At 60.6% G+C, this 22,156-nt stretch carries 19 protein-coding genes; 5 read left to right on the top strand and 14 right to left on the bottom strand.

The features are described 5' to 3' along the window. Nucleotides 1–46: 46 nt before the first annotated feature. From HX793_RS16580 to dksA, 13 genes are all read right to left on the bottom strand, one after another. Complete coding sequence (locus HX793_RS16580; RefSeq protein ID WP_016976829.1) at nt 47–1,063, bottom strand: class I SAM-dependent rRNA methyltransferase; 1,017 nt, start codon at nt 1,061–1,063, stop codon at nt 47–49. A gap of 57 nt (nt 1,064–1,120) precedes the next feature. After that, the gene (locus tag HX793_RS16585) at nt 1,121–1,990 is read right to left on the bottom strand and encodes an oxygenase MpaB family protein (RefSeq protein WP_016976830.1); all 870 of its coding nucleotides are present in this window, start codon (nt 1,988–1,990) and stop codon (nt 1,121–1,123) included. A gap of 16 nt (nt 1,991–2,006) precedes the next feature. Then, nucleotides 2,007–3,944: an acetate--CoA ligase gene (gene acs, locus HX793_RS16590; RefSeq protein ID WP_177053171.1), complete on the bottom strand. Its 1,938-nt coding sequence runs from the start codon at nt 3,942–3,944 to the stop codon at nt 2,007–2,009. Between the two features lie 105 nt (nt 3,945–4,049). Beyond that, a complete protein-coding gene (pgi, locus tag HX793_RS16595; protein ID WP_016976832.1) occupies nt 4,050–5,714 on the bottom strand; it encodes a glucose-6-phosphate isomerase in 1,665 nt (554 codons plus the stop codon). A gap of 225 nt (nt 5,715–5,939) precedes the next feature. After that, nucleotides 5,940–6,791, bottom strand: coding sequence for a pantoate--beta-alanine ligase (gene panC / locus HX793_RS16600; RefSeq protein ID WP_016976833.1), 852 nt, complete (start codon nt 6,789–6,791; stop codon nt 5,940–5,942). Continuing rightward, the gene (panB, locus tag HX793_RS16605) at nt 6,788–7,588 is read right to left on the bottom strand and encodes a 3-methyl-2-oxobutanoate hydroxymethyltransferase (protein ID WP_016976834.1); all 801 of its coding nucleotides are present in this window, start codon (nt 7,586–7,588) and stop codon (nt 6,788–6,790) included. Before panB ends, panC begins: the two co-directional genes overlap by 4 nt. 322 nt (nt 7,589–7,910) lie before the next feature. Next, nucleotides 7,911–8,393 (bottom strand): 2-amino-4-hydroxy-6-hydroxymethyldihydropteridine diphosphokinase, encoded by a 483-nt coding sequence (gene folK, locus HX793_RS16610; RefSeq protein WP_177053170.1) that lies wholly within the window; start codon nt 8,391–8,393, stop codon nt 7,911–7,913. A 2-nt stretch (nt 8,394–8,395) separates the two neighbouring features. Beyond that, entirely contained in the window at nt 8,396–9,784 is a 1,389-nt protein-coding gene (locus HX793_RS16615; RefSeq protein ID WP_177094168.1) for a polynucleotide adenylyltransferase PcnB, read from the bottom strand. Between the two features lie 696 nt (nt 9,785–10,480). Then, nucleotides 10,481–11,908, bottom strand: coding sequence for a sigma-54-dependent transcriptional regulator (locus tag HX793_RS16620; protein ID WP_177053169.1), 1,428 nt, complete (start codon nt 11,906–11,908; stop codon nt 10,481–10,483). Between the two features lie 22 nt (nt 11,909–11,930). Beyond that, a complete protein-coding gene (locus HX793_RS16625; RefSeq protein ID WP_016976838.1) occupies nt 11,931–14,885 on the bottom strand; it encodes a sensor histidine kinase in 2,955 nt (984 codons plus the stop codon). After that, nucleotides 14,869–15,045, bottom strand: coding sequence for a hypothetical protein (locus tag HX793_RS16630; protein WP_003176118.1), 177 nt, complete (start codon nt 15,043–15,045; stop codon nt 14,869–14,871). The genes HX793_RS16625 and HX793_RS16630 overlap by 17 nt, the downstream gene beginning before the upstream one ends. A gap of 191 nt (nt 15,046–15,236) precedes the next feature. Beyond that, nucleotides 15,237–16,124 carry a tRNA glutamyl-Q(34) synthetase GluQRS gene (gene gluQRS, locus HX793_RS16635; RefSeq protein ID WP_177061558.1) on the bottom strand — a complete coding sequence of 296 codons (888 nt, stop codon included), beginning with the start codon at nt 16,122–16,124 and terminating at the stop codon, nt 15,237–15,239. 83 nt (nt 16,125–16,207) lie between these two features. Next, nucleotides 16,208–16,651: an RNA polymerase-binding protein DksA gene (dksA, locus tag HX793_RS16640; RefSeq protein ID WP_025857127.1), complete on the bottom strand. Its 444-nt coding sequence runs from the start codon at nt 16,649–16,651 to the stop codon at nt 16,208–16,210. Nucleotides 16,652–16,970: 319 nt separating this feature from the next. Between dksA and HX793_RS16645 the strand changes: the two genes are divergently transcribed. Beyond that, on the top strand, nt 16,971–18,143 hold the full coding sequence (locus tag HX793_RS16645; protein WP_177094166.1) for a pyridoxal phosphate-dependent aminotransferase: 1,173 nt from the start codon (nt 16,971–16,973) through the stop codon (nt 18,141–18,143). Next, entirely contained in the window at nt 18,143–18,853 is a 711-nt protein-coding gene (gene sfsA / locus HX793_RS16650; RefSeq protein ID WP_177094164.1) for a DNA/RNA nuclease SfsA, read from the top strand. The genes HX793_RS16645 and sfsA overlap by 1 nt, the downstream gene beginning before the upstream one ends. Here the strand turns inward: sfsA and HX793_RS16655 are convergent. Then, on the bottom strand, nt 18,850–19,167 hold the full coding sequence (locus tag HX793_RS16655) for a Rieske (2Fe-2S) protein (RefSeq protein WP_016976843.1): 318 nt from the start codon (nt 19,165–19,167) through the stop codon (nt 18,850–18,852). The two genes, sfsA and HX793_RS16655, sit on opposite strands and share 4 nt — an antisense overlap. Before the next feature lie 156 nt (nt 19,168–19,323). On the opposite strand from HX793_RS16655, the gene HX793_RS16660 reads away from it, so the two are divergent. Genes HX793_RS16660 through HX793_RS16670 form a run of 3 tightly spaced genes read left to right on the top strand, consistent with a single transcriptional unit; the run spans nt 19,324 to nt 22,003 of the window. After that, entirely contained in the window at nt 19,324–20,202 is an 879-nt protein-coding gene (locus tag HX793_RS16660) for a heme/hemin ABC transporter substrate-binding protein (protein WP_177094161.1), read from the top strand. Then, on the top strand, nt 20,199–21,236 hold the full coding sequence (locus tag HX793_RS16665; protein ID WP_016976845.1) for a FecCD family ABC transporter permease: 1,038 nt from the start codon (nt 20,199–20,201) through the stop codon (nt 21,234–21,236). The genes HX793_RS16660 and HX793_RS16665 overlap by 4 nt, the downstream gene beginning before the upstream one ends. Beyond that, entirely contained in the window at nt 21,236–22,003 is a 768-nt protein-coding gene (locus HX793_RS16670) for a heme ABC transporter ATP-binding protein (RefSeq protein ID WP_177061562.1), read from the top strand. The genes HX793_RS16665 and HX793_RS16670 overlap by 1 nt, the downstream gene beginning before the upstream one ends. Nucleotides 22,004–22,156: the final 153 nt, after the last annotated feature.

The raw sequence follows: 22,156 nt of genomic DNA on the forward strand, positions 1-22,156 counted from the left end.
TGGCACGGGATTTCGGTTCCGAAGAACGGGTCCTTTGGGAAACGTCTTACAGCTGCAGTATCAGGGTTTTCAGCGGGGGTTGTTGATCCTGTGAGGGAAAGTCCGCGCCTGGCGTCATGATTTTCCAGTCTCGTACGGGGCGTCCGGCCTTTTCCGCGCAACGCAGCACTTGTTCGCGCCAGTCCTCCATGCTGACTTTCGCCAGGTTGTTGCAGCAGATCAACACGCCATCGTCGGCGGTAGCCAGCAACGCGGGCTTGAGCAGGCTCTGGTAGTCGCGCAGCAGGTCGACGGTGCCGAAAGCACTCTTGGCCCAGGCTGGCGGGTCGAGCAGCACCAGGTCGTATTGACGTTGTTCCAGGCGCGGGTAACTTGGCAGCTTTTGCCCGCGTCGTTGGGTGATCGGCAGGCCGGCCAATTGGCGGATCGCCGGGAAGTAATCCGACTGCACGAACTGCATGGTCGGCAACTGGGGGTTCAGCAGGCCATTTTCGCGCCCGACCGCCAGGTTGCCCTCGGCGAAGTCCAGGTTGCACACCTCGCGCGCACCGCCAGCGGCCGCGCTCAGGCCAACTCCGCAGGTATACGCGAACAGGTTCAGCACGCTTTTGCCGGCGCTGTGGGCCTTGACCCAGCCACGGGTATTGCGCAAATCCAGGAACAGCAGCGGGTCCTGCCCGGCATGGCGGCCGCGCACGCGGTAATTGAGGCCCCACTCATGGCCGATCAGGTCTTCCAGTGCAGCGGGCTCGGCACGATAAACCGTGTCTTCGCGGTCGATGCGTGAGTTGCCACGGGAACGGTCGTTGTACACCAGCAACAATTCCAGGCCCATGGATTGGTTGACTTGTTGATGCAGATCCAGCAACTCTGCGGTGTCCAGGGATTGGTGGAAGCTCTGCACCAGCAATTGCGGGCCGTAGCGGTCGATGGTCAGGCCGCCGGCGCCTTCCTGGCTGCCATGGAACAGGCGGTAACAGTCGGTGCCTTGGGCGTGCAGCTCATGGATCAGGTCTTGGCGATGATCGAGGGCGGCGCGCAGCGCCTGATTCAGAGGAGACATGGAGCGCGCCTTGCTGGGGAAATGAGGGCGCGAAGTTTAACAGCTATGCGCCGCCGCCTACATCAACCCCATCCGCCGATGGGCACGTTGCACTGAACCATTGCGCATCGCCCAACGCAGCATTGGCGCACTGCGCCTGACCCCGGCACGGATCATCTGGCGTTGCAGCGGGCTCTGGTGCTGATCGAGCATGGTGCTGGCCCAATCCGGCAGCAGGTCGATGCCGGCCTGCATCATCAGGCTGCCGAAGGGTTTGGCCAGCAGGCTGGGGGAGGGCGCATTCAAGAGCAAGCGCAGTACTTCGCGGCTGCGATCGTCGCACAGTAATTGCGGGCGGATGCGCGCCAGATAATCCGAAACTTCCTGCCGAGAACGCGGAACATGCCGCGCGCCCAACTGTTCGGCGACCAAGGCAATTTCACTGTAGTAACGGTCCTGGTCTCGACCGGACAGATTCGGGTTGCGATAGCGCAGGTGAGCGGCGAGGAAGTTACTGACCTCGGCCACATGCACCCAGGTCAGCAACTCCGGGTCGCTGGCCGCATAAGGTCGCCCGTCCGGAGCGTGGCCGACGACCTGCAGGTGAATGGTGCGGACTTTTTCGATCAGCCATTCGGCGTCTTTGCGCGAGCCGAAGGTGGTGCCGGAGATGAACTGCGAGGTACGCCGCAGGCGTCCGAGCATGTCCTGGCGAAAATTTGAATGGTCCCACACGCCCGCCAGGGCCAATGGGTGCAAAGCTTGCAGCATCAAGGCGCTGATGCCGCCGATAAGCATGCTGCTGAAGTCGCCATGGACCTGCCAGCTCACCGAGTCGGGCCCGAATAGACCGGGGTCGCCCTTGGGGTTTTCCAGGTCCAATTGGCCCAGCGACAGGCCGGTCAGGCTCATCAGCTGGTTTTCGATACGGCTGCGGATAAATTCCATGGCGACTCAGGGGTTCCTATCGGTTCAGGCGTTTATCGATCAGGCCATCCACCACGCTCGGGTCGGCCAGGGTCGAGGTATCACCGAGGCTATCGAGTTCGTTGCAGGCGATCTTGCGCAAAATCCTGCGCATGATCTTGCCGGAACGGGTTTTCGGCAAGGCCGGGGCCCATTGGATCAGTTCCGGCTTGGCAAAGCTGCCGATTTCCTTGCTGACCAGCTCCAGCAAGTGTTTTTTCAGCGCATCGTCGGGTTCCACCCCATTCATGGGCGTGACAAACGCATAGATGCCTTGGCCTTTAACGTCATGGGGGTAGCCCACCACGGCGGCCTCGGCTACCAGATCATGCAGCACCAGCGCGCTTTCTACCTCAGCGGTGCCGATGCGGTGGCCGGACACGTTGATCACATCGTCGATGCGCCCGGTGATCCAGTAGTCGCCGTCTTCATCGCGGCGTGCGCCGTCTCCGGTGAAGTAGTAGCCGGGGTAGGGTTTGAAATAGGTGTCGATCATGCGCTGCGGATCGCCGTACACGCTGCGGATCTGCCCTGGCCAGCTCGCTTTGATCGCCAGTACGCCGCTGCCGGCCCCACTGAATTCCTTGCCCTGTTCGTCAAGCAACACGGGGTGTACGCCAAACATCGGCTGGGTCGCGCAGCCGGGCTTGATACGCTGTGCGCTGACCAAGGGGCTGAGCATGATGCCGCCGGTCTCGGTCTGCCACCAGGTGTCCACGATCGGGCAGCGTTGTTCGCCGACGGCATTGAAGTACCAGTCCCAGGCTTCCGGGTTGATCGGTTCGCCAACACTGCCCAGCAGGCGCAGGCTGGCGCGAGAGGTGTTCTCCAGCGGGCCGTGACCCTCGCGCATCAAAGCACGCAAGGCGGTGGGCGCGGTGTAGAAGATGTTGACCTTATGCTTGTCGATCACTTGCCAGAAGCGCGAGCTGTCCGGGTAGCTCGGCACGCCTTCGAACATCAACGAAGTCGCGCCGTTGGCCAGCGGGCCGTACACGATGTAACTGTGGCCGGTGACCCAGCCCACATCGGCGGTGCACCAGAACACTTCGCCCTCGCGGTAGTCGAGCACGTATTTGAAGGTCATTGCGGCTTGCAGCAGGTAGCCGCCGGTGGTGTGCAGCACGCCCTTGGGTTTGCCGGTGCTGCCGGAGGTGTAGAGGATGAACAGCGGGTCTTCGGCGTCCATTGGCTCGGGCGGGCAGTCGCTGCTGGCCGCATCCAGGGCTTGTTGATACTTGAGATCACGGCCTTCGCTCCAGTTGACGGTCGCTCCAGTGCGCTCTACCACCAGCACCGTGCTTACATTCGGGCAACTGGCCAGGGCTTTGTCGACATTCTGCTTCAGCGCTACCGGTTTACCGCCGCGCACGCCTTCGTCCGCAGTGATTACGGTGCGGCAGTCGGCGTCGAGAATACGGTCACGCAAGGCATCCGGCGAGAAGCCGCCAAACACCACGGAATGCACCGCGCCGATCCGCGTGCAGGCGAGCATGGCGTAGGCCGCTTCCGGGATCATCGGCATGTAGATACACACCCGGTCGCCTTTCTTTACGCCACGGCTTTTCAGCACATTGGCCAGGCGGCTGACGTTCTGGTGCAGTTGGCGGTAGGTGATTTTGGAAGATTTTGTCGGATCATCGCCTTCCCAGATGAAGGCCGGTTGGTTGGCACGTTGTGCCAGGTGACGATCAATGCAGTTGTAGCTGACGTTCAACTGGCCGCCGGCAAACCATTGGGCTGCGCCGGTGTTGATGTCTGAGCGTTGAACGGTGTGCCAGGGGGTTATCCAGTCGAGAAAGCCTTTGGCCTGTTCAGCCCAGAAGGTGTCCGGCTGTTCGATGGATTGGCGGTAGAGGCGCTGATAGTCCTCTTGACTGAGTTGCGCAGCCCGGCGGACGGCATCGGCGGTGGGGAACGTGCTGATATCGAACATGAGCGATCCTTATTCTTGTTTTGGCCACAAGTGATAAAGATGCACCCTGCAAGGGGAGGGTTCAAGGCCAACGTCCAAACGGACGTTGGCCCTGCCATACCTGGATCAGCCGCGGTGACGACCGCGGAAGTAGTTGATCAGGCCCTGGGTCGACGCATCGTCGGCCAGGGTTTCCTCGGCGCCGGTCAGGCGGTTATAGACGCCCTTGCCCAGCTCTTTGCCCAGTTCCACACCCCATTGGTCGAAGGCGTTGATACCCCAGATCACGCTCTGTACGAACACTTTGTGCTCATACATGGCAACCAGAGCGCCCAAGCGGCGCGGGCTGATGCGCTCGACCACAATGGTGTTGCTCGGACGGTTGCCCGGGATCACCTTGTGCGGTGCCAGCTTCTGCACTTCGTCTTCCGGGATGCCCTTGTCGCGCAGCTCGGCTTCGGCTTCGGCGCGGGTCTTGCCGAGCATCAGCGCCTGGCTCTGGGACAGGCAGTTGGCGTACAGCCACTGATGGTGGTCGGACACCGGGTTGAAGCTGACGATCGGCACGATAAAGTCGGCCGGGATCAGTTGGGTCCCCTGGTGCAGTAACTGGTGGTAAGCGTGCTGGCCGTTGCAACCTACGCCACCCCAGATCACTGGGCCGGTATCAGTGGCGACGGGTGTACCGTCCTGGCGCACGCTCTTGCCATTGGATTCCATGTCCAACTGTTGCAAGTGTTTGGTGATGTTACGCAGGTAGTGGTCGTACGGCAGGATCGCATGGCTCTGCGCACCCCAGAAGTTGCCGTACCACACGCCCAGCAGACCCAGCAGCACCGGCATGTTCTGTTCGAATGGGGCGTTCTGGAAATGCTGGTCCATGGTGTAGGCACCGGACAGCAGTTCCTTGAAGTTGGACATGCCGATCGCCAGGGCGATGGGCAAGCCGATGGCCGACCACAGCGAGTAACGACCGCCGACCCAGTCCCACATCGGGAAGATGTTTTCTTCACGGATACCAAAGGCCACCGCCGCTGCGTTGTTGCTGGAGACGGCGATGAAGTGGCGGTACAGCTCGGCTTCCGAGCCACCCTGGGCCAGGTACCAGGCGCGTGCGGCCTGGGCGTTTTTCAGGGTTTCCAGGGTGTTGAAGGATTTCGACGAGACGATGAACAAGGTGGTCTCAGCGCGCAGCTTCATGGTCAGCTCGTGGAACTCGCTGCCGTCGATGTTCGCCAGGTAGTGGCAACGTACGCCTTTGTGGGCGTAGGACAACAGCGCTTCGGAGACCAGCTCCGGGCCGAGGAACGAGCCACCAATACCGATGTTCACCACGTCGGTGATCGGCTTCTCGGTGTAGCCACGCCACAGGCCATCGTGAATGCGGCCGACCAGGTCGGTGATCTGGTTCAGCACCTTGTGCACGTCCGGCATGATGTTCACGCCATTCACCGACAGCTTGTCGCCCACCGGGCGACGCAAGGCGGTGTGCAGGGCCGGGCGGCCTTCCGAAGAGTTGACCGGTTCGCCGGCGTACAGCGAGTCGATCGCGTCTTTGAGGCCGACTTCTTTGGCGAGGCCCACGAGCAGGTCACGGGTTTCGCTGGTGATCAGGTTTTTCGAGTAATCGAGGAAAAGTCCGCAGCTGCTCAGGGTGAACTGGGAAAAACGCTGAGGATCGGCATTGAACGCTTCGCGCATGCTGAAATCCTGCATGGCTTGGCGATGTTGATTGAGCGCTTGCCAGGCGGGCAGAGCGGTAACGTCATGAGGAGTGCGGTAGTACGCCATCGCTGCGGGTTTCCTTTTATTACGGGGACTGCCTTTAGGACACTTCTAAGCCCGGAACGTCCAGTCTTTGATCAAGCATTGGGTTCCGGACAGCGCTAACCATAGCGCAGGGCGATTACATTAAACCTAGCGTGTCGATATGTCTTGGCTTTGTCTGCGCTAAGGCCGGTACTTTTTTATACCGGCCCTTTTTATTGACGTAGCGAGGAGGGTGACAGAAAGGGGTCAGTCGAGAGTCAGGTGCAGGTTGTCGATGAGTCGGGTGGCGCCGAGATAGGCGGCTACGAGGATCACGATATCCCGATCTTCGGCCGTGGCCGGGCGCAAATGCACGCCCTGGCGCACTTCGAGGTAGTCCAGGCGCAACCCGGCAGCTTCGATCTGCTGGATCTGTTCGGCGCGCAGCTTGGCGAAGTTGTGGTCACCGGCTTTGATCGCGGCGCCAATCTGGCTGAGGCTGCGGTACAGCACCGGCGCAATGGCGCGATGCTCGTCGGTGAGGTAGCCGTTACGCGACGACAGCGCGAGGCCGTCGTCGGCGCGCACGGTGGGCTCGCCGATGATCTGGATCGGCATGTTCAGGTCGTGGACCATGGCGCGGATCACGGCCAGTTGCTGGTAATCCTTCTGGCCAAACACAGCCATGTCCGGCTGGACCATGTTGAACAGCTTGCTGACCACCGTCGCCACGCCTTCGAAATGCCCGGGACGGCTGGCGCCGCACAGGCCTTCAGACAAGTGCGGCACGCTGACGCGCGTCTGGCCGGTCATGCCGCCGGGGTACATTTCATCGACGGTGGGCGCAAACAACAGGTTGCAACCTGCTTGCAGCAGCTTTTCCTGGTCGGCGGCCAGGGTGCGTGGATACTTGTCCAAGTCTTCGCCAGCACCAAACTGCAGCGGATTGACGAAGATGCTGGCCACCACGAAATCCGCCTGCTGGGCGGCCTTGGTCACCAACGTGGCATGGCCGCTGTGCAGGTTGCCCATGGTCGGCACAAAGCCAATGCGCTTGCCGGCATTGCGGGCGTGGGTAACCGCAGCCCGCAGTTCTCGTACGGTTTTTACGGTGTTCATGCAGAGAATCCGTGTTCAGCGCCAGGGAAGGTCACACCTTTGACTTCGGCGACGTAGGCACTTAATGCGGCGTGAATGCTGTCCTGGCCGGCCATGAAGTTCTTCACGAACTTCGGCACACGGCCGCTGATCGACAGGCCGAGCATGTCGTGCAGCACCAGCACCTGTCCATCGGTGGCCGAGCCTGCGCCAATCCCGATCACCGGCACTTTGACGGCCTGGGTGATTTCTGCCGCCAGTTCGCTCGGCACGCATTCGAGCAGGATCATTGCCGCGCCAGCCTGTTCCAGAGCGATGGCATCCGCGCGCATCTGCCGCGCCTGGGCCTCATTACGGCCTTGTACCTTGTAGCCGCCGAGGATGTTCACCGACTGTGGCGTCAGGCCCATGTGTGCGCACACCGGCACGCCGCGTTCCGCCAGCAGGCGGATCGACTCGGCCAGCCACACTGCGCCTTCGACTTTGATCATATGCGCGCCGGCTTGCATCAGCTTGCCGGCATTCTGGAAGGTCTGTTCGAGCGTCGCGTAACCCATGAACGGCAGGTCGGCGATGATAAATGCACCATCGTTACCGCGTTTGACACTGGCGGTGTGGTACGCAAGTTCATCGGTGGTGACGGGCAGGGTGCTGTCATTCCCTTGAAGAACCATGCCCAGGGAGTCGCCCACTAGCAACACTTCAACCCCGGCCTGGCAACTGGCGTGGGCGAAGGTGGCGTCATAGCAGGTCAGCATGGCGATTTTTTCACCTTTGAGCTTGAGGCTCTGCAAGGTGGTCAGGGTAATGTCTGGCATGAAAAGGGTCCTCATTCAGGCGCTTGGAAACAGCGAGTAACGCGCGTGAGTCTTCGTTTATACAGGCGCACGGTCTTGAGAGCAGTGCTTATATGGCCTGGATTGCGCCCTTTAGCGCCGGGTTGGCGGCAGCGGGACGCCTATAGTCGTGAGGAGGACACGGGAAGTCAATTGGATGTGTTACCGCATTGTTACGATGGCGGTGTTACCGATGTTACTGACGCGATTGTAGGAGCGAGCTTGCTCGCGAAGAACGTGTTGGTCCCGCGTTGAATCAGGTTGGGCGCGTTATCGTTAACGATTTTCGCGAACAAGCTCGCTCCTACAGGGGAAGGCGTTCCAGTCCGACGAATGGGCACGCAGCCAGTAGGTCACTGAGTTGCTGGCTATTGGGCAATTGCAGAGTGGCGGGAGCCAGTTCAGCCAACGGGTACAGTACAAATGCGCGCAGGTGCATCTGGTAGTGCGGCACCTTCAGGCGCGGCTCGTCGATCAGGCGATCGCCAAACAGCAAGATGTCCAGGTCGAGCGTGCGCGGGCCCCAGCGCTCAAGACGTTCGCGACCTTGATCGTTCTCGATGGCCTGCAGTGCATCCAGCAACTCAAGGGGCGCCAGATTGCTGTCCAGGGCGGCAACCGCGTTGGTGTAGCGCGGCTGGCCTGGGAGCAGGGAGTCACTTTGATAAAACGCGGACACACCGGCGACGGTGGTGCCCGGCAATTGCGCCAGTGCTTCGATAGCGCTACGCAATTGCTGGTCCGGGGCCGCCAGATTGCTGCCCATGCCGATGTAGATGCGTTCCACGTTTATTCGCCCGAGGCGTCAGCCGAACTGCGCTTGCGCTTGCTGCCACTGCGACGACGCTTCTTCGGCCCTTCGCCGTCGCCTTTGCTGCCGAGGTCACGAATCATGTCGCGGCGCTCGCTGTCATTGGCGTCCTGGTAATCGGTCCACCATTCGCCCAGGCCATCGGTCTGCTCGCCAGCGCTTTCACGCAACAGCAGGAAGTCGTAGCCGGCGCGGAAGCGCGGGTTGTCCAGCAACAGGTCGGCGCGTTTACCGCTGCGGCGTGGCAGACGCTCCTGCATGTCCCAGATCTCGCGGATCGGCATCGTGAAGCGTTTCGGGATAGCAATACGCTGGCACTGTTCGGCAATCAGTTCATGCGCAGCTTCCTGCATGGCCGGGATCGGTGGCATGCCACGCTCCTGCAAGCGCAGTACGCGTTTAGGCAACGCTGGCCACAACAAGGCGGCAAACAGGAACGCCGGGGTGACCGGCTTGTTCTGCTTGATGCGCAGGTCGGTGTTGATCAGCGCATCGCTGATCAGGGTGTGGGTATACGTCGGGTTGTATTCCAAGGCCTCGGCGCTGGCCGGGAACAGTGGGTCGAACAACTGCAGGTCCACCAGCATTTCAAAGGTGTCGGCGGCATGACCCGAGAGGAACAGTTTGAGCACTTCTTCGAACAGGCGTGCCGAGGGGATCTCCCGCAGCATTGGCGCCAGTTCGCGAATCGGCGCAGCGGTATGGCGCTCGATGCCGAAGTTCAGCTTGGCGGCAAACCGCACGGCCCGCAGCATGCGCACCGGGTCTTCCTGGTAGCGCTGGACCGGGTCACCGATCAGGCGAATCAGGTTGTTACGAATATCGTGTACGCCATTGGCGTAATCGAGGATGCGCTCGCTGACCGGGTCGTAATACAGGGCGTTGATGGTGAAGTCGCGGCGTTGCGCGTCTTCTTCCAGGGTGCCGTAAACGTTGTCGCGCAGGATGCGCCCGCTCTCGTTGCGGGAGGACTGATTGGTGTCTTCCTCTTCATCGTTTTGCGGGTGGCCGGCACGGAAGGTCGCGACTTCGATGATTTCGCGACCGAAGTGAATATGCACCAGCTTGAAGCGTCGGCCGATGATCCGCGCATTACGGAATTCGGCACGCACTTGCTCAGGCGTGGCGCTGGTGGCGACGTCGAAGTCCTTGGGCGTGATATTGAGCAGCATGTCGCGCACGCAACCACCGACCAGATAAGCCTGGTAGCCGGCGTTCTGCAGGCGTTCGACGATATTCACGGCATAACGGCTGAATTGAGCGCGCTGCAGCGAATGCTGGCTGCTGTTGAGCACTTCAGGCGTGCTGCGTTTATGTTGCGTACGACGCAAGGGAGAACGGAATGACTGGAACAACTTCTTCAGCATGGGATGCACTGTTTGAAGGAATGTTCGGCCATAACGAAGAATGACCGCATGATGGGCGGGGATTCTAGCATTTAGTCAGGGGATGGTGTAGGAACAAGCTACAGGCATTGCGCCATAAGCCTTGAAAGGTCAAATCCCGGAAACTACAAGGGGAGCCGAAGCTCCCCCAGAAGTAGTTGCGTGCTCTATTTTTATTATTGATTTCGGGCTTCTTGTTTTTGTTGATCGCCCTCGCCATGAAGCTTCACCTTCATGACACTCCCAATCGGGAGTCAAGAGCAAACGGATTGCTTTGGTCGCTGTGTTGCTGATCTACGATCCAACCAGTTCAGGCTCTGCCTTAGGGCAGTTTTTGTTGTTCTCGGCCTGGTTGCGGGGCAAGCCCCAAATGCAACGCCTCTCCAAAAGAATCAGTTAGCTGCGCCTCCGCCGTGTTGTTTTTGTTATGCGTGAGTCGATTCGTCTTATTTTTATTGTCTTGTACAAAGCTTGTTATTGTTTTTGTACTAAGCATATAGCAGGGTGCGTGCCAACTTTTGCCTCGCCCAGCAAAACCAGGGGGTTGAGGTGGTTTCGGGATTTGATGGGCCAAAAAAAGCCGGGGCTTCGTTACCGTAAGCCCCGGCTTTTGTTACGCGAAATATCCGCGGTAACAGTTTTTTCACATCTGTGGGTGTTACCTATGGGCGCGCGCCCTCAACTCTCGCTGGCCACACCGGTCTTGCGCCGTGGAATGCCCAGGCGCTGGCGGCGTTCCCACAGGCATTTACGGCTCACGCCCAGTTTGCGCGCCAGTTCGGTCTCGGTCATATGGTCCTGATGCTCAAGGACAAAATGCTGGAAGTAATCTTCCAGTGACAAATCTTCCGTCGGTTCATGGCTGGTATTGCTACCGCCCTGCTGTGGGGCCAGGCCGATGAAGTCGTCGTCCTCCAAGTCGCTCAGCTCGATATCGATGCCCAGCAGTTCGGCGGAAATCTCCGGGCTCTCCGACAGGATCACCGCACGTTCCACCGCATTCTCCAGCTCCCGCACGTTACCCGGCCACGAGTAATGGCGAATCGCTTGCTCGGCGTCTGGCGCAAACTTGAGGTCGGTACGGTTGATGCGCGCGCTCTGGCGCAGCAGGAACGCGTTGGCGATCTCGTTGACGTCGGCGCCACGCTCACGCAGGGCCGGCAGCTTGAGAGCGATCACGTGCAGGCGGTAATACAAGTCTTCTCGGAACTGGCCGATCTTGGCCAGGCTCTTGAGGTCGCGGTGAGTCGCCGCGATCAGGCGCACATCGACCTTCTGCGACTGCACCGAGCCCACGCGGCGAATTTCACCTTCCTGTAGCACACGCAGTAACCGCGCTTGTGCTTCCAGTGGCAGCTCACCGATTTCATCGAGGAACAGCGTGCCACCGTCCGCCGCTTCCACCAGGCCCGCCCGCCCGGCGCTGGCGCCAGTAAACGCGCCTTTCTCGTGGCCGAACAGTTCGGACTCGATCAGGGATTCGGGGATCGCTGCGCAGTTCACTGAGATCATCGGCGCCTTGGCACGCTTGGACAGATTGTGCAGGGCACGGGCCACCAGTTCTTTACCGGTACCGGACTCGCCCTGAATCAAGACATTCGAGTCCGTCGGCGCGACTTTGCGGATTTTGCCGTACAGGTCCTGCATCGGTGGGCAGGAGCCGATGATGCCGATCTCGCCGTTGCTGTTGTCGACGCCTGGCTTGTCGGCGGCTTTGCCCGCTGGACGTTGCTCGGCGGGCGCATTGCTGGCCGACTGTCGGTCGCGCAGGATGCGGGCCACGGCCTGAAGCATCTCGTCATGGTCGAAAGGCTTGGCGATGTAGTCCACCGCGCCCATCTTCATGGAGTCGACCGCCGAGCGCAGGCTGGCGTAGCTGGTCATGATCAGCACCGGAGTGCCCTGGCCGAGCTTGATCAACTCGGTGCCAGGCGCGCCAGGCAGGCGCAGGTCACTGACAATCAGGTCGAACGTGGGAATGCTGAAACGCTCCTGGGCTTCCTGCACCGAGCCGGCTTCGCTGACCTGGTACTGATTACGTTCAAGCAGGCGACGCAAGGCAGAGCGGATAATGGTTTCGTCTTCGACGATCAAAATGTGCGGCATTGATTCAATTCTCTCGACGGTCTCAGTTCACAGCGGACGTCGCTTCGACATGACGCGGCAAGGTCACCCGTATACGGGTGCCGCGTTGGCTTTCGGTGTCAGCCGGGCTGTCGATGGTGATTTGTCCATAATGCTCTTCAACGATGGAATAGACCAGTGCAAGGCCCAGACCGGTACCTTCACCTGGGTCCTTGGTGGTGAAGAAGGGTTCGAACAATCGGTCCATGATGTTCTGTGGAATACCGCTACCTTCATCTTCGACGATCAGATCGACCGTATGTTCGAAAGCCTCGGTCTTGACGCGTACCGCACCGCCGGCCGGGGTGGCGTCACGGGCGTTGGACAACAGGTTGATCAGCACTTGGGCCAGGCGTTGTGAGTCGCCATCCACCCAGTGGTCGGGATCGCACAAATTGAAGAACTGTACTTCGAAATTGCGCCGGTTCAAGGCCAGCAGCCCAATGGCATCCTGCGCCACTTCGGCCAGGCATACCGCTTCGTCCTGATTCTGATGGGCGCCGGCGTGGGCGAAGCTCATCAGCGACTGCACGATGCGAGAAACGCGCTTGGTCTGTTCGAGGATCTGCCCGCTGATCTCGGTGATTTCGCCGTCTTCCTCGCGCTCTTCCCGCAGGTTCTGCGCAAGGCAGGCGATTCCGGTGATCGGATTGCCGATTTCATGGGCCACGCCCGCCGCCAGCCGGCCAATGCTGGCCAGGCGCTCGGAATGCACCAGCTTGTCTTCGAGCATCTGGGTTTCGGTCAGGTCTTCTACCAGCAACACCAGGCCGCTATTACCGGGCGCCAGGGGTTCGTCGATGGCGGCTTTGTGCAGGTTGAGCCAACGGGTCTGGCCGTCGAGGGCCAGGTGCTGCTTGTGCAAATGTTCGTCGGGCAGGTTGATAAAGCCTTGCAACAATTCTTTCCACGGCTCGCCCAGGGTATTGAGGCGTGAACCGACCACGCGCTGCGCGGCGATGCCAGTGAGTTCTTCCATGGCCTTGTTCCACATCAGGATCTCCTGGTCCTTGGCCAGGGAGCACACGCCCATGGGCAATTCCTGCAGGGTCTGGCGGTGGTAGCGGCGCAAGGCATCGAGTTCGGCCGCGAGACCGGTGAGGCGTGAGTGGTAATCCTCCAGCCGGCTCTCGATGAAGTGGATATCTTCGGTGACGTAGTTTTCACCGCCGGCCTTGTAGGGCAGGAAGGTTTCCACCATGTCCTGGGACACGCTCGGCCCCATCAGCCCGGACAGGTTGGCTTCGATACGGTCCCGCAAACGGCGAAGCGCGTACGGGCGCCGCTCATCGAATGGCAGATAGAGATCGCGCAGCGCCTGTTCGACTTCTTTTTGCGCCGCCTTGGCACCCAGTGGCTTGGCCAGTTGCGTGGCGAACTCCTGGGGTGAGGCCGCATGCAGTTCGCGGCGTTGCGGGCGGCGCACGTTGTCCACCGCACAGGCTTCTGCGGCGCTGGTTTCTTCTGGGCTGGCGTTGGTGAACAGCGAGATCAGGGTAAACATCAGGACGTTGGCGGCCAGGGAGGCAATCGCAGCCATGTGCCAACTGGTGTCATCGAGCACATAAATCATGTTCAGCAGCGGGATGTAGAAGCCCTGCAGGTTACCGACCAGCGGCAACAGCATGGTCACGATCCACACCAGGATCCCGGCCAGCAAACCAGCGATGAAGCCACGGCGATTGGCGGTCGGCCAGTACAGCACCGACAACACGCCCGGCAGGAACTGCAAGGTGGCGACAAATGCGACGATACCCAGGTTGGCCAGGTCCTGCCCGGCACCCAGCAACAGGTAGAACCCGTAGCCGGCCATGATGATCGCGACGATCAGCGCGCGGCGTGTCCATTTCAGCCAGCGGTAGATATTGCCCTCGGCCGGCGGCTGGTACAGCGGCAGCACCAGGTGGTTGAGCGCCATGCCGGACAGTGCCAGGGTCGTGACAATGATCAACCCGCTCGCCGCCGACAAACCACCGACATATGCGAGCATCGCCAGTGCCGGACTATTGGCCGCAATGCCGATGCCGAGGGTGAAGTATTCAGGGTTGGTGGTGGCCCCCAGTTTTAAACCGGCCCACAGGATCAGCGGCACCGCCAGGCTCATCAACAGCAGGAACAACGGCAAGCCCCAGCTGGCGCTGACCAGCGAGCGCGGGTTGAGGTTCTCGGTGAAGGTCATGTGGTACATGTGCGGCATCACGATGGCCGAGGCGAAAAACACCAGCAGCAGCGTGCGCCAAGGGCCTTCCTGCAGCGGCGTGTGCAGGGCGGCGAGGGCTGTCTGGTTTTGCAACAGCCAAAGCTCAAGCTGTTGCGGGCCATCGAATACGCCGTAGAGCGCATAGAGGCCAACGCCGCCGATGGCGATCAGCTTGATCACCGACTCGAAGGCAATCGCAAACACCAGCCCTTCGTGTTTTTCACGGGTGGCGATATGGCGTGAACCAAAGAAAATCGTGAACAGGGTGATCAGCGCACAGAAGGCCAGCGCTACGCGATGTTGCACCGGTTCGCGGGTCAGGATGCTGATGGAGTCGGCCACGGCCTGGATTTGCAGGGCCAGCAACGGCAACACGCCGATCAGCATGAAAACGGTGGTCAGCGCGCCGGCCCAGGTGCTGCGAAAGCGAAAGGCAAACAGGTCGGCCAGGGAGGACAATTGGTAGGTGCGGGTGATCTTCAGGATCGGGTACAGCAGCACCGGCGCCAGCAGAAACGCGCCGGACACCCCCAGGTAGCTGGACAGAAAGCCATAACCGTACTGATAGGCCAGGCCCACGGTGCCATAGAACGCCCAGGCGCTGGCGTATACGCCGAGGGACAAGGTGTAGGTCAACGGATGGCGAATGATCGCCCGCGGAATCATTCCGCGCTCACTGATCCAGGCGACTCCGAACAACGCGGCCAGGTAGGCGGCGCTGATCAGCAGCATCTGGGTGAGGCTAAAGCTCATCGGCATCTTTTTGGCTCTGCAGGATGAAAGTCACGACGATCAGGATCAGCCACAGCAGATACGGGCGATACCAGGCGCCCGTGGCGTCGATCCACCAATCCATGATGGCGGGGGAAAACAGGTAGATCCCGACGACCAGCAGCAGGACCAATCGATAGATGTACATGTTGGCCTCTGATTGAGAACTCGAAAATGCCACGCTTTACTGTAGGAGCTGGCTTGCCGGCGAAGGTCGTTAACGATAACGCGTCCATCCTGGATGAACGTGGCGCCTTGACGATTTTCGCGAGCAAGCTCGCTCCTACAGTGTGAAAGTTGCGGCGATGGTAACGGATGCTTGGCAAGCTGCAAGCGCCTTCAGCTCAATTGCGCTTCGGCCAGCGTGAGTGTGCGCGGGATCTGCGTGGCATCCCAGTGCGTAATGCCCCAATCCAGCAGTTCCCGCGGGCTGGCGTGCAACAGTTCGTCACCGGGTTGCTGGCCGAGGGCGCGCAGGGCTCTCAATAGCAAAGGCGTGGCCTGGTCGGGTGTCAACGGCGGGGAACGGTAGGATTTGCCCAGTTTATTGCCGTCCGGCTGGATGATCAGCGGCACGTGCAGGTAGCGCGGTTGGCGCAGGCCGAGCAGTTCTTGCAGGTAGAGTTGGCGTGGCGTCGAGTCCAGCAGGTCGGCGCCACGCACGATATCGGTCACACCTTGCCACGCATCGTCGAGCACCACAGCCAGTTGATAGGCGTAGAGACCGTCGCGGCGACGGATGACGAAATCGCCTACATCGCGGCCCAGGTGCTGTCGGAATTCGCCTTGGACGCGGTCAGTAAAGTGGTATTCAAGCTCGGGAACACGCAGACGGATGGCCGCATCTTGTTGGTCGTGGCCAGCATTGCGGCACAGACCCGGATAGATGCCGTTGTAGGGTTCAAGCTGTTTGCGTGAGCAGGTGCAAGCGTATGCCAGGCCGTGGTTGAACAAATCGTTCAGTACTTTGGCGTAGGCCTCGTGCCGCTCGCTTTGCCGGACCCGTTCACCGTCCCACTCGAAGCCATAGCTTTCCAGCGCATGCAGGATTGCTGCCTGTGCGCCAGGTTCTTCACGGGGTGGGTCGAGGTCTTCCATACGCATCAGCCATAGGCCATGGTTGGCGCGGGCGTCGAGGTAGGAGGCAAGGGCGGCGACCAGGGAGCCGAAATGCAGGTGGCCGCTGGGTGTGGGGGCAAAGCGCCCGATATAAGTAGAGGCTGTCATGGGCCGGATACTACTGGAAATTCGGTAAACGCCAGCAACAAAAATGGGGCGTTCGCACGCCCCATTCGTTCAGCTCGGCGGGATTACTTGCCGACCTGTTTTTCCTTGATTTCAGCCAAGGTCTTGCAGTCTACGCAGAGGTCCGCGGTTGGGCGGGCTTCCAGGCGACGGATGCCGATCTCGACACCGCAGGACTCGCACCAGCCATATTCTTCGTCCTTGATCAGCTGCAGCGTCTTGTCGATCTTCTTGATCAACTTGCGCTCGCGATCACGGGCGCGCAGTTCAAGGGCGAATTCTTCTTCCTGGCTGGCACGGTCGGCCGGGTCAGGGAAGTTGGCTGCTTCGTCCTTCATATGGTCAACCGTACGGTCGACCTCCTGCATCAAGTCCTGTTTCCACTTGTTCAGGATTTTGGTGAAGTGCTCGCGCATGGGCTCGCCCATGTACTCCTCACCTTTCTTTTCTACGTAAGGTTCGAAGCCATTGAGGCCTTGAGTCTGCTGTTGCTTTGCTTGGGTGGACATGAATAGACCGCCTCTCACTCTTCTAATCCATTGCGCAGGATTGCAACGTCACCGACACCTGCCGGCCCTGCGGCTGCAAGCGGGCGAACTTACCAGATAGATTCGGGGTGCGCCACTCCCGGTTGTCGAGGCCCACGGCAATGGGGTTGCAAACTGCATCAGCCCGTCGTTGCTGGGTATGTGTTGCCTCAGATGTAGATTTTAGTCGTTTTGCTGGCGCCTGCCCGGCCAGCACCTGCCGTCGGGCAGGCAATAGAACATGTTTTACGGCGCGGGTTCGGTAGAATCCAGATTTTGTCCTCACCGTTAAGGAAGGCTAATGGCTCAGCCCTACAGTGCGCGCAGTCGCGCCATCGAACCTTTTCATGTCATGGCATTGCTGGCGCGCGCCAATGAGCTGCAGGCTGCCGGTCATGACGTGATCCACTTGGAAATCGGCGAGCCGGACTTCACCACCGCCGAACCGATCATCCAGGCCGGCCAGGCGGCGTTGGCCAACGGCAAGACGCGCTATACCGCCGCCCGTGGCTTGCCGGAGTTGCGCGAGGCCATCAGCGGTTTCTACCAGCAGCGCTATGGGCTGAACGTGGACCCCGAGCGCATCCTGATCACGCCCGGTGGCTCAGGCGCCTTGCTGCTCGCCAGCAGTTTGCTGGTGGACCCGGGCAAGCATTGGCTGCTCGCCGACCCCGGCTATCCTTGCAATCGCCACTTCCTGCGCTTGGTGGAGGGCGCGGCGCAACTGGTGCCGGTCGGTCCTGAAGTGCGCTATCAGTTGACCGCTGACCTGGTGGCGAAGCATTGGGATCAGGACAGTGTGGGCGCGTTGGTGGCATCGCCCGCCAACCCGACCGGCACGATCCTCACGCGCGACGAATTGGCCGAGCTTTCCGGCGCGATCAGGGCGCGCAACGGTCATTTGGTGGTGGACGAGATTTACCATGGCCTCACCTATGGCACCGATGCGGCCAGCGTGCTGGAAGTCGACGATGACGCGTTCGTCCTGAATAGTTTTTCGAAGTATTTCGGCATGACCGGTTGGCGCCTGGGCTGGCTGGTCGCACCACCGGCAGCGGTGGGTGAGTTGGAGAAGCTGGCGCAAAACCTTTACATCAGTGCGCCGAGCATGGCGCAACACGCGGCATTGGCCTGTTTTACCCCGCAAACCCTAAGCATTCTGGAAGAGCGCCGCGCTGAATTCGGCCGCCGTCGCGACTTCCTATTGCCCGCCTTGCGTGAGTTGGGGTTCGGCATTGCGGTAGAGCCGGAGGGCGCGTTCTATTTGTACGCGGATATCAGCGCGTTCGGCGGGGATGCCTTCGCATTCTGCCGTCACTTCCTCGAAACCGAGCATGTTGCCTTCACGCCTGGCCTGGACTTTGGCCGCTATCAAGCCGGCCACCATGTGCGTTTTGCCTACACGCAAAACCTCGATCGGCTACAGGAAGCGGTGGAGCGGATCGCCCGTGGATTGCGGAGCTGGCAAGGCTGATGCGCTTTTATCCTCCTCTCGAAGAAGCGCGATTGATTCGCCGCTACAAGCGTTTTCTCACCGATATCGAAACCGTTACCGGCGAGTTGCTGACCATTCACTGCCCCAACACCGGCTCGATGCTCAATTGCATGGTCGAAGGTGGGCAGGTCTGGTTCAGTCGCTCCAATGACCCCAATCGCAAGTTGCCGGGCACCTGGGAAATTGCCGAGACACCCCAGGGTCGCTTGGCGTGTGTGAACACGGCGCGTGCCAATCAGTTGGTCGAGGAGGCGTTGCATGCGGGTGTCATCACCGAGCTGAACGGTTTTACCGCCTTGAAGCGTGAAGTGCCTTACGGTCAGGAGAAAAGCCGCATCGACTTCCGCCTGGACTATCCCGACGGTGCGGCCTACGTCGAAGTCAAAAGTGTAACCCTGGGTTTTGACGGCACTTCGGTTGCCGCTTTCCCGGATGCAGTGACCCAGCGTGGCGCCAAGCATTTGCGCGAACTGGCCCATCTGGCGCGTGACGGTGTGCGAGCGGTGCAGTTGTATTGCGTCAACCTCTCGGGAATTGATGCTGTACGCCCGGCCGTGGAGATCGACGCGGCCTACGCTGCTGCCCTGCGCGAAGCCAAGGCGGCCGGCGTGGAAGTGCTGGCGTATGGCGTGCGCGTGACAGCCGAAGAAATTTGTGTGGATCGGCGCCTGGACGTGCTGCTCGACTAGAGTTGCACCCACAGCCCCTGGGCGTCTTCGCGCCCGGGCAGGGCGGTCAGGCTTTGCCCGGCGCAAGGGCCTGCGATGCACTCGCCGTTCTCGATCAGGAACAGCGCGCCGTGGGTGGCGCACTGGATCATGCTGGCGCTGTCGTCGAGAAACCGGTCGGGCTGCCATTCCAGTGGAATGCCACGATGGGGGCAGCGATTGATATAGAAGTAGGCAATGCCGTCCCGGCGCACGGCCAACAATTTGCAACCATCGATTTCAAAACCGAGGCTGCTGTCTGGCGCGAGGGTGTCGGAGGAGCAGAGAAACTTCATTTCAATCCTTAAGTGCCTTGACGTTCAAATGCAAACAATTATCAAATGCCGGCTTCGCCCGTTAGCTGACCGGGCGCTCAATACGATGCGGGGCAGGGGTTATCTGTCACATTGATGAGCGTTTGAGCGGCCCTGCCCTTGGAAGGAAACCCTGTTATGCGCCTGAGTGCCAGCGCTATTGCGCTTGTTGTCGGACTGCTGGTCAACCCTGGGGCTCAAGCCTCTGAACTGCCACAACGCTGGGTCAGTGCTGGTGGGGCGCTGTCGGAGTGGGTAACGGCGCTGGGCGGCGAGTCGAAGTTGGTGGGTGTGGATACCACCAGCCAGCACCCTGAGTCTCTCAAGGCGTTGCCGAGCATTGGTTACCAGCGACAGTTGTCCGCCGAGGGCATCTTGAGTTTGCGCCCGCAGGTGTTGGTAGGTACTGAGGAAATGGGCCCTCCGCCGATACTGGCGCAGATTCGCAGCGCAGGTGTGCAGGTGGAGATGTTTTCGGCGGAGCCTGACTTGCCGACGCTGAAGGGCAATCTTCAGCACTTGGGCAAGTTACTGGGCGCCGAGGCCAAGGCCAACGAATTGTTTACCGGATATGAGCAGGCGCTGGACCAGCAGAAACGCTGGGTCGCCAAGGCTCAGGCCACCCACAAGGCCCCCGGCGTATTGCTGTTGCTCGGTCATGCAGGCGGCAAGCCACTGATCGCGGGCAAAGACACGGCGGCTGACTGGATGTTGCAGCAGGCGGGCGGGCGCAATCTGGCTACGCATACTGGCTACAAACCGTTTTCGGTGGAGTCGTTGGCGGGGTTGAGCCCGGATGTGCTGGTGTTTGCCGATCGTGCCCTGACCGGGGATGCGGCGCGTGCGGCGCTGTTCAAAGAAAACCCGATCCTGGCGTCCACGCCGGGGGCCAAGGCTGGGCGGGTATTTGAGGTGGATCCTACCTTGCTGGTCGGCGGGCTTGGGCCGCGTTTACCGCAAAGCCTCGCAGACCTATCTGCCGGGCTTTACCCCTCCCAGGCCAAGCCAGCCCCATGACCACGCTGGTTAAACCGAAGACGCTGTTTATCGGGCTGGCGCTGTTGTGTGTCTTGGCGATCTGGCTTTCGCTGGCACTGGGGCCGGTCAGCTTACCGTTGATGGATACGCTCAAAGCTGCCTTGCGCTTGATGGGGCTGCCGATCGAGGCCCAAGGGCTGGAGCAGGCTGAGCTGATCCTGGGGCAGATCCGTTTGCCGCGTACGCTGCTGGGCTTGGCTGTCGGTGGTGTGTTGGCCTTGTCTGGGGTGGCGATGCAGGGGTTGTTTCGCAACCCTCTGGCTGATCCAGGCTTGGTGGGGGTTTCAAGCGGAGCTGCGCTGGGGGCAGCGGTCGCAATTGTCGGTGGTTCGTTTTTCGGCGGTTTGCCGGATGCATTCGGCCCCTATCTGCTGTCGCTGTGTGCATTCCTGGGTGGGTTGGGTGTCACTGCACTGGTTTATCGACTGGGACGGCGTAATGGCCAGACCAACGTCGCAACCATGCTGCTCGCCGGCATTGCCCTCACGGCCCTCGCCAGTTCGGCGGTGGGCCTGTTTACCTACCTGGCGGACGACGCCACTTTGCGCACCCTGACGTTTTGGAACCTGGGCAGCCTCAACGGTGCCAGCTATTCACGGTTATGGCCGCTGTTGTTGGTGAGTGCAGGTGTGGCGCTATGGCTGCCGCGCCGGGCCAAAGCTCTGAATGCCTTGCTGCTGGGGGAGTCGGAGGCCAATCATCTCGGCATCGATGTAGAAGGGCTCAAGCGCGAACTGGTTTTCTGCACGGCGCTGGGCGTCGGGGCTGCGGTGGCCGCTGCGGGCATGATCGGTTTTGTGGGGTTGGTGGTGCCGCATCTGGTGCGTTTGCTGGCGGGGCCGGACCATCGGGTGTTGTTGCCGGCATCGGTTCTGGCAGGTGCGAGCCTGTTGTTGTTTGCCGATCTGGTCGCACGGCTCGCGCTGGCGCCGGCTGAGTTGCCGATCGGTATCGTCACTGCATTTATCGGCGCGCCGTTTTTTCTTTACCTGTTGTTGCGGGGGCGTGCCTGATGCTGCGTGTGGAAGACCTGCAGATCCGTCGCGGTCGCAAAACTGTATTGGCGGATGTCACCCTCGACCTGTTACCGGGCGAAGTGCTCGGCGTGTTGGGTCCCAATGGTGCGGGCAAAAGTACGCTGCTCGGTGGGTTGTGCGGTGAGCTGCACCCCGACCAAGGCAAGGTGTGGCTGGATCAGCGCCCGTTGAGTGAGTGGAGTGGCGCGCAGCGGGCACAGCGCCTGGCAGTATTGCCGCAAAGCTCGACGCTGGACTTTGCTTTCCGTGTCGAAGAGGTGGTCGGCATGGGTCGCTTGCCTCATCAGACCGGGCGAGCCCGCGATGATGAGATCATTGAGGCCGCGTTGCAGGCAGCCGATGTCGGCCACTTGAGTGGCCGCAGCTACCTGGCGCTGTCTGGTGGCGAGCGCCAGCGGGTGCATCTGGCACGCGTGCTGGCGCAGTTATGGCCGGGCGAGGCAGGGCAGACGTTGCTGTTGGATGAGCCGACATCGATGCTGGATCCTTTGCATCAACACACCACCTTACAGGCTATTCGTACCTTTGCTGACCGGGGCGCGGCAGTGTTGGTGATCCTTCACGATTTGAACCTGGCGGCGCGTTACTGCGATCGCATTCTGCTGCTGGAGGCGGGGCGGCCACACGCGTTGGATACGCCGGCGCAGGTGATGCGGCCTGAACCGTTGAAAGCGGTATTTGGCTTGGATGTGCTGGTGCAACCACACCCGGAGCGTGGGCATCCGTTGATCATTGCGCGCTGAAGTCGGCTTTTTATAGGCAAAAAAAGACCCGGCAAGAGCCGGGTCAAATAACCGTGATTAGCCTGATGAGGAGATAATCTGAGAGTCCGAACCAATGGTCTTTCAGTTATCGGCTGATCTCGCGATCAGTTGTGATAATCATAACGATTCTCA

It is taken from the genome of Pseudomonas reactans, assembly GCF_013387025.1.
GTDB classification, from domain to species: domain Bacteria; phylum Pseudomonadota; class Gammaproteobacteria; order Pseudomonadales; family Pseudomonadaceae; genus Aquipseudomonas; species Aquipseudomonas reactans.

Coding starts and splice junctions, on each gene's coding strand:
- HX793_RS16580 (WP_016976829.1), bottom strand. CDS start 1,063: ATGTCTCCTCTGAATCAGGCGCTGCGCGCCGCCCTCGATCATCGCCAA.
- HX793_RS16585 (WP_016976830.1), bottom strand. CDS start 1,990: ATGGAATTTATCCGCAGCCGTATCGAAAACCAGCTGATGAGCCTGACC.
- acs (WP_177053171.1), bottom strand. CDS start 3,944: ATGTTCGATATCAGCACGTTCCCCACCGCCGATGCCGTCCGCCGGGCT.
- pgi (WP_016976832.1), bottom strand. CDS start 5,714: ATGGCGTACTACCGCACTCCTCATGACGTTACCGCTCTGCCCGCCTGG.
- panC (WP_016976833.1), bottom strand. CDS start 6,791: ATGAACACCGTAAAAACCGTACGAGAACTGCGGGCTGCGGTTACCCAC.
- panB (WP_016976834.1), bottom strand. CDS start 7,588: ATGCCAGACATTACCCTGACCACCTTGCAGAGCCTCAAGCTCAAAGGT.
- HX793_RS16615 (WP_177094168.1), bottom strand. CDS start 9,784: ATGCTGAAGAAGTTGTTCCAGTCATTCCGTTCTCCCTTGCGTCGTACG.
- HX793_RS16620 (WP_177053169.1), bottom strand. CDS start 11,908: ATGCCGCACATTTTGATCGTCGAAGACGAAACCATTATCCGCTCTGCC.
- HX793_RS16625 (WP_016976838.1), bottom strand. CDS start 14,885: ATGCCGATGAGCTTTAGCCTCACCCAGATGCTGCTGATCAGCGCCGCC.
- HX793_RS16630 (WP_003176118.1), bottom strand. CDS start 15,045: ATGTACATCTATCGATTGGTCCTGCTGCTGGTCGTCGGGATCTACCTG.
- gluQRS (WP_177061558.1), bottom strand. CDS start 16,124: ATGACAGCCTCTACTTATATCGGGCGCTTTGCCCCCACACCCAGCGGC.
- dksA (WP_025857127.1), bottom strand. CDS start 16,651: ATGTCCACCCAAGCAAAGCAACAGCAGACTCAAGGCCTCAATGGCTTC.
- HX793_RS16645 (WP_177094166.1), top strand. CDS start 16,971: ATGGCTCAGCCCTACAGTGCGCGCAGTCGCGCCATCGAACCTTTTCAT.
- sfsA (WP_177094164.1), top strand. CDS start 18,143: ATGCGCTTTTATCCTCCTCTCGAAGAAGCGCGATTGATTCGCCGCTAC.
- HX793_RS16655 (WP_016976843.1), bottom strand. CDS start 19,167: ATGAAGTTTCTCTGCTCCTCCGACACCCTCGCGCCAGACAGCAGCCTC.
- HX793_RS16660 (WP_177094161.1), top strand. CDS start 19,324: ATGCGCCTGAGTGCCAGCGCTATTGCGCTTGTTGTCGGACTGCTGGTC.
- HX793_RS16665 (WP_016976845.1), top strand. CDS start 20,199: ATGACCACGCTGGTTAAACCGAAGACGCTGTTTATCGGGCTGGCGCTG.
- HX793_RS16670 (WP_177061562.1), top strand. CDS start 21,236: ATGCTGCGTGTGGAAGACCTGCAGATCCGTCGCGGTCGCAAAACTGTA.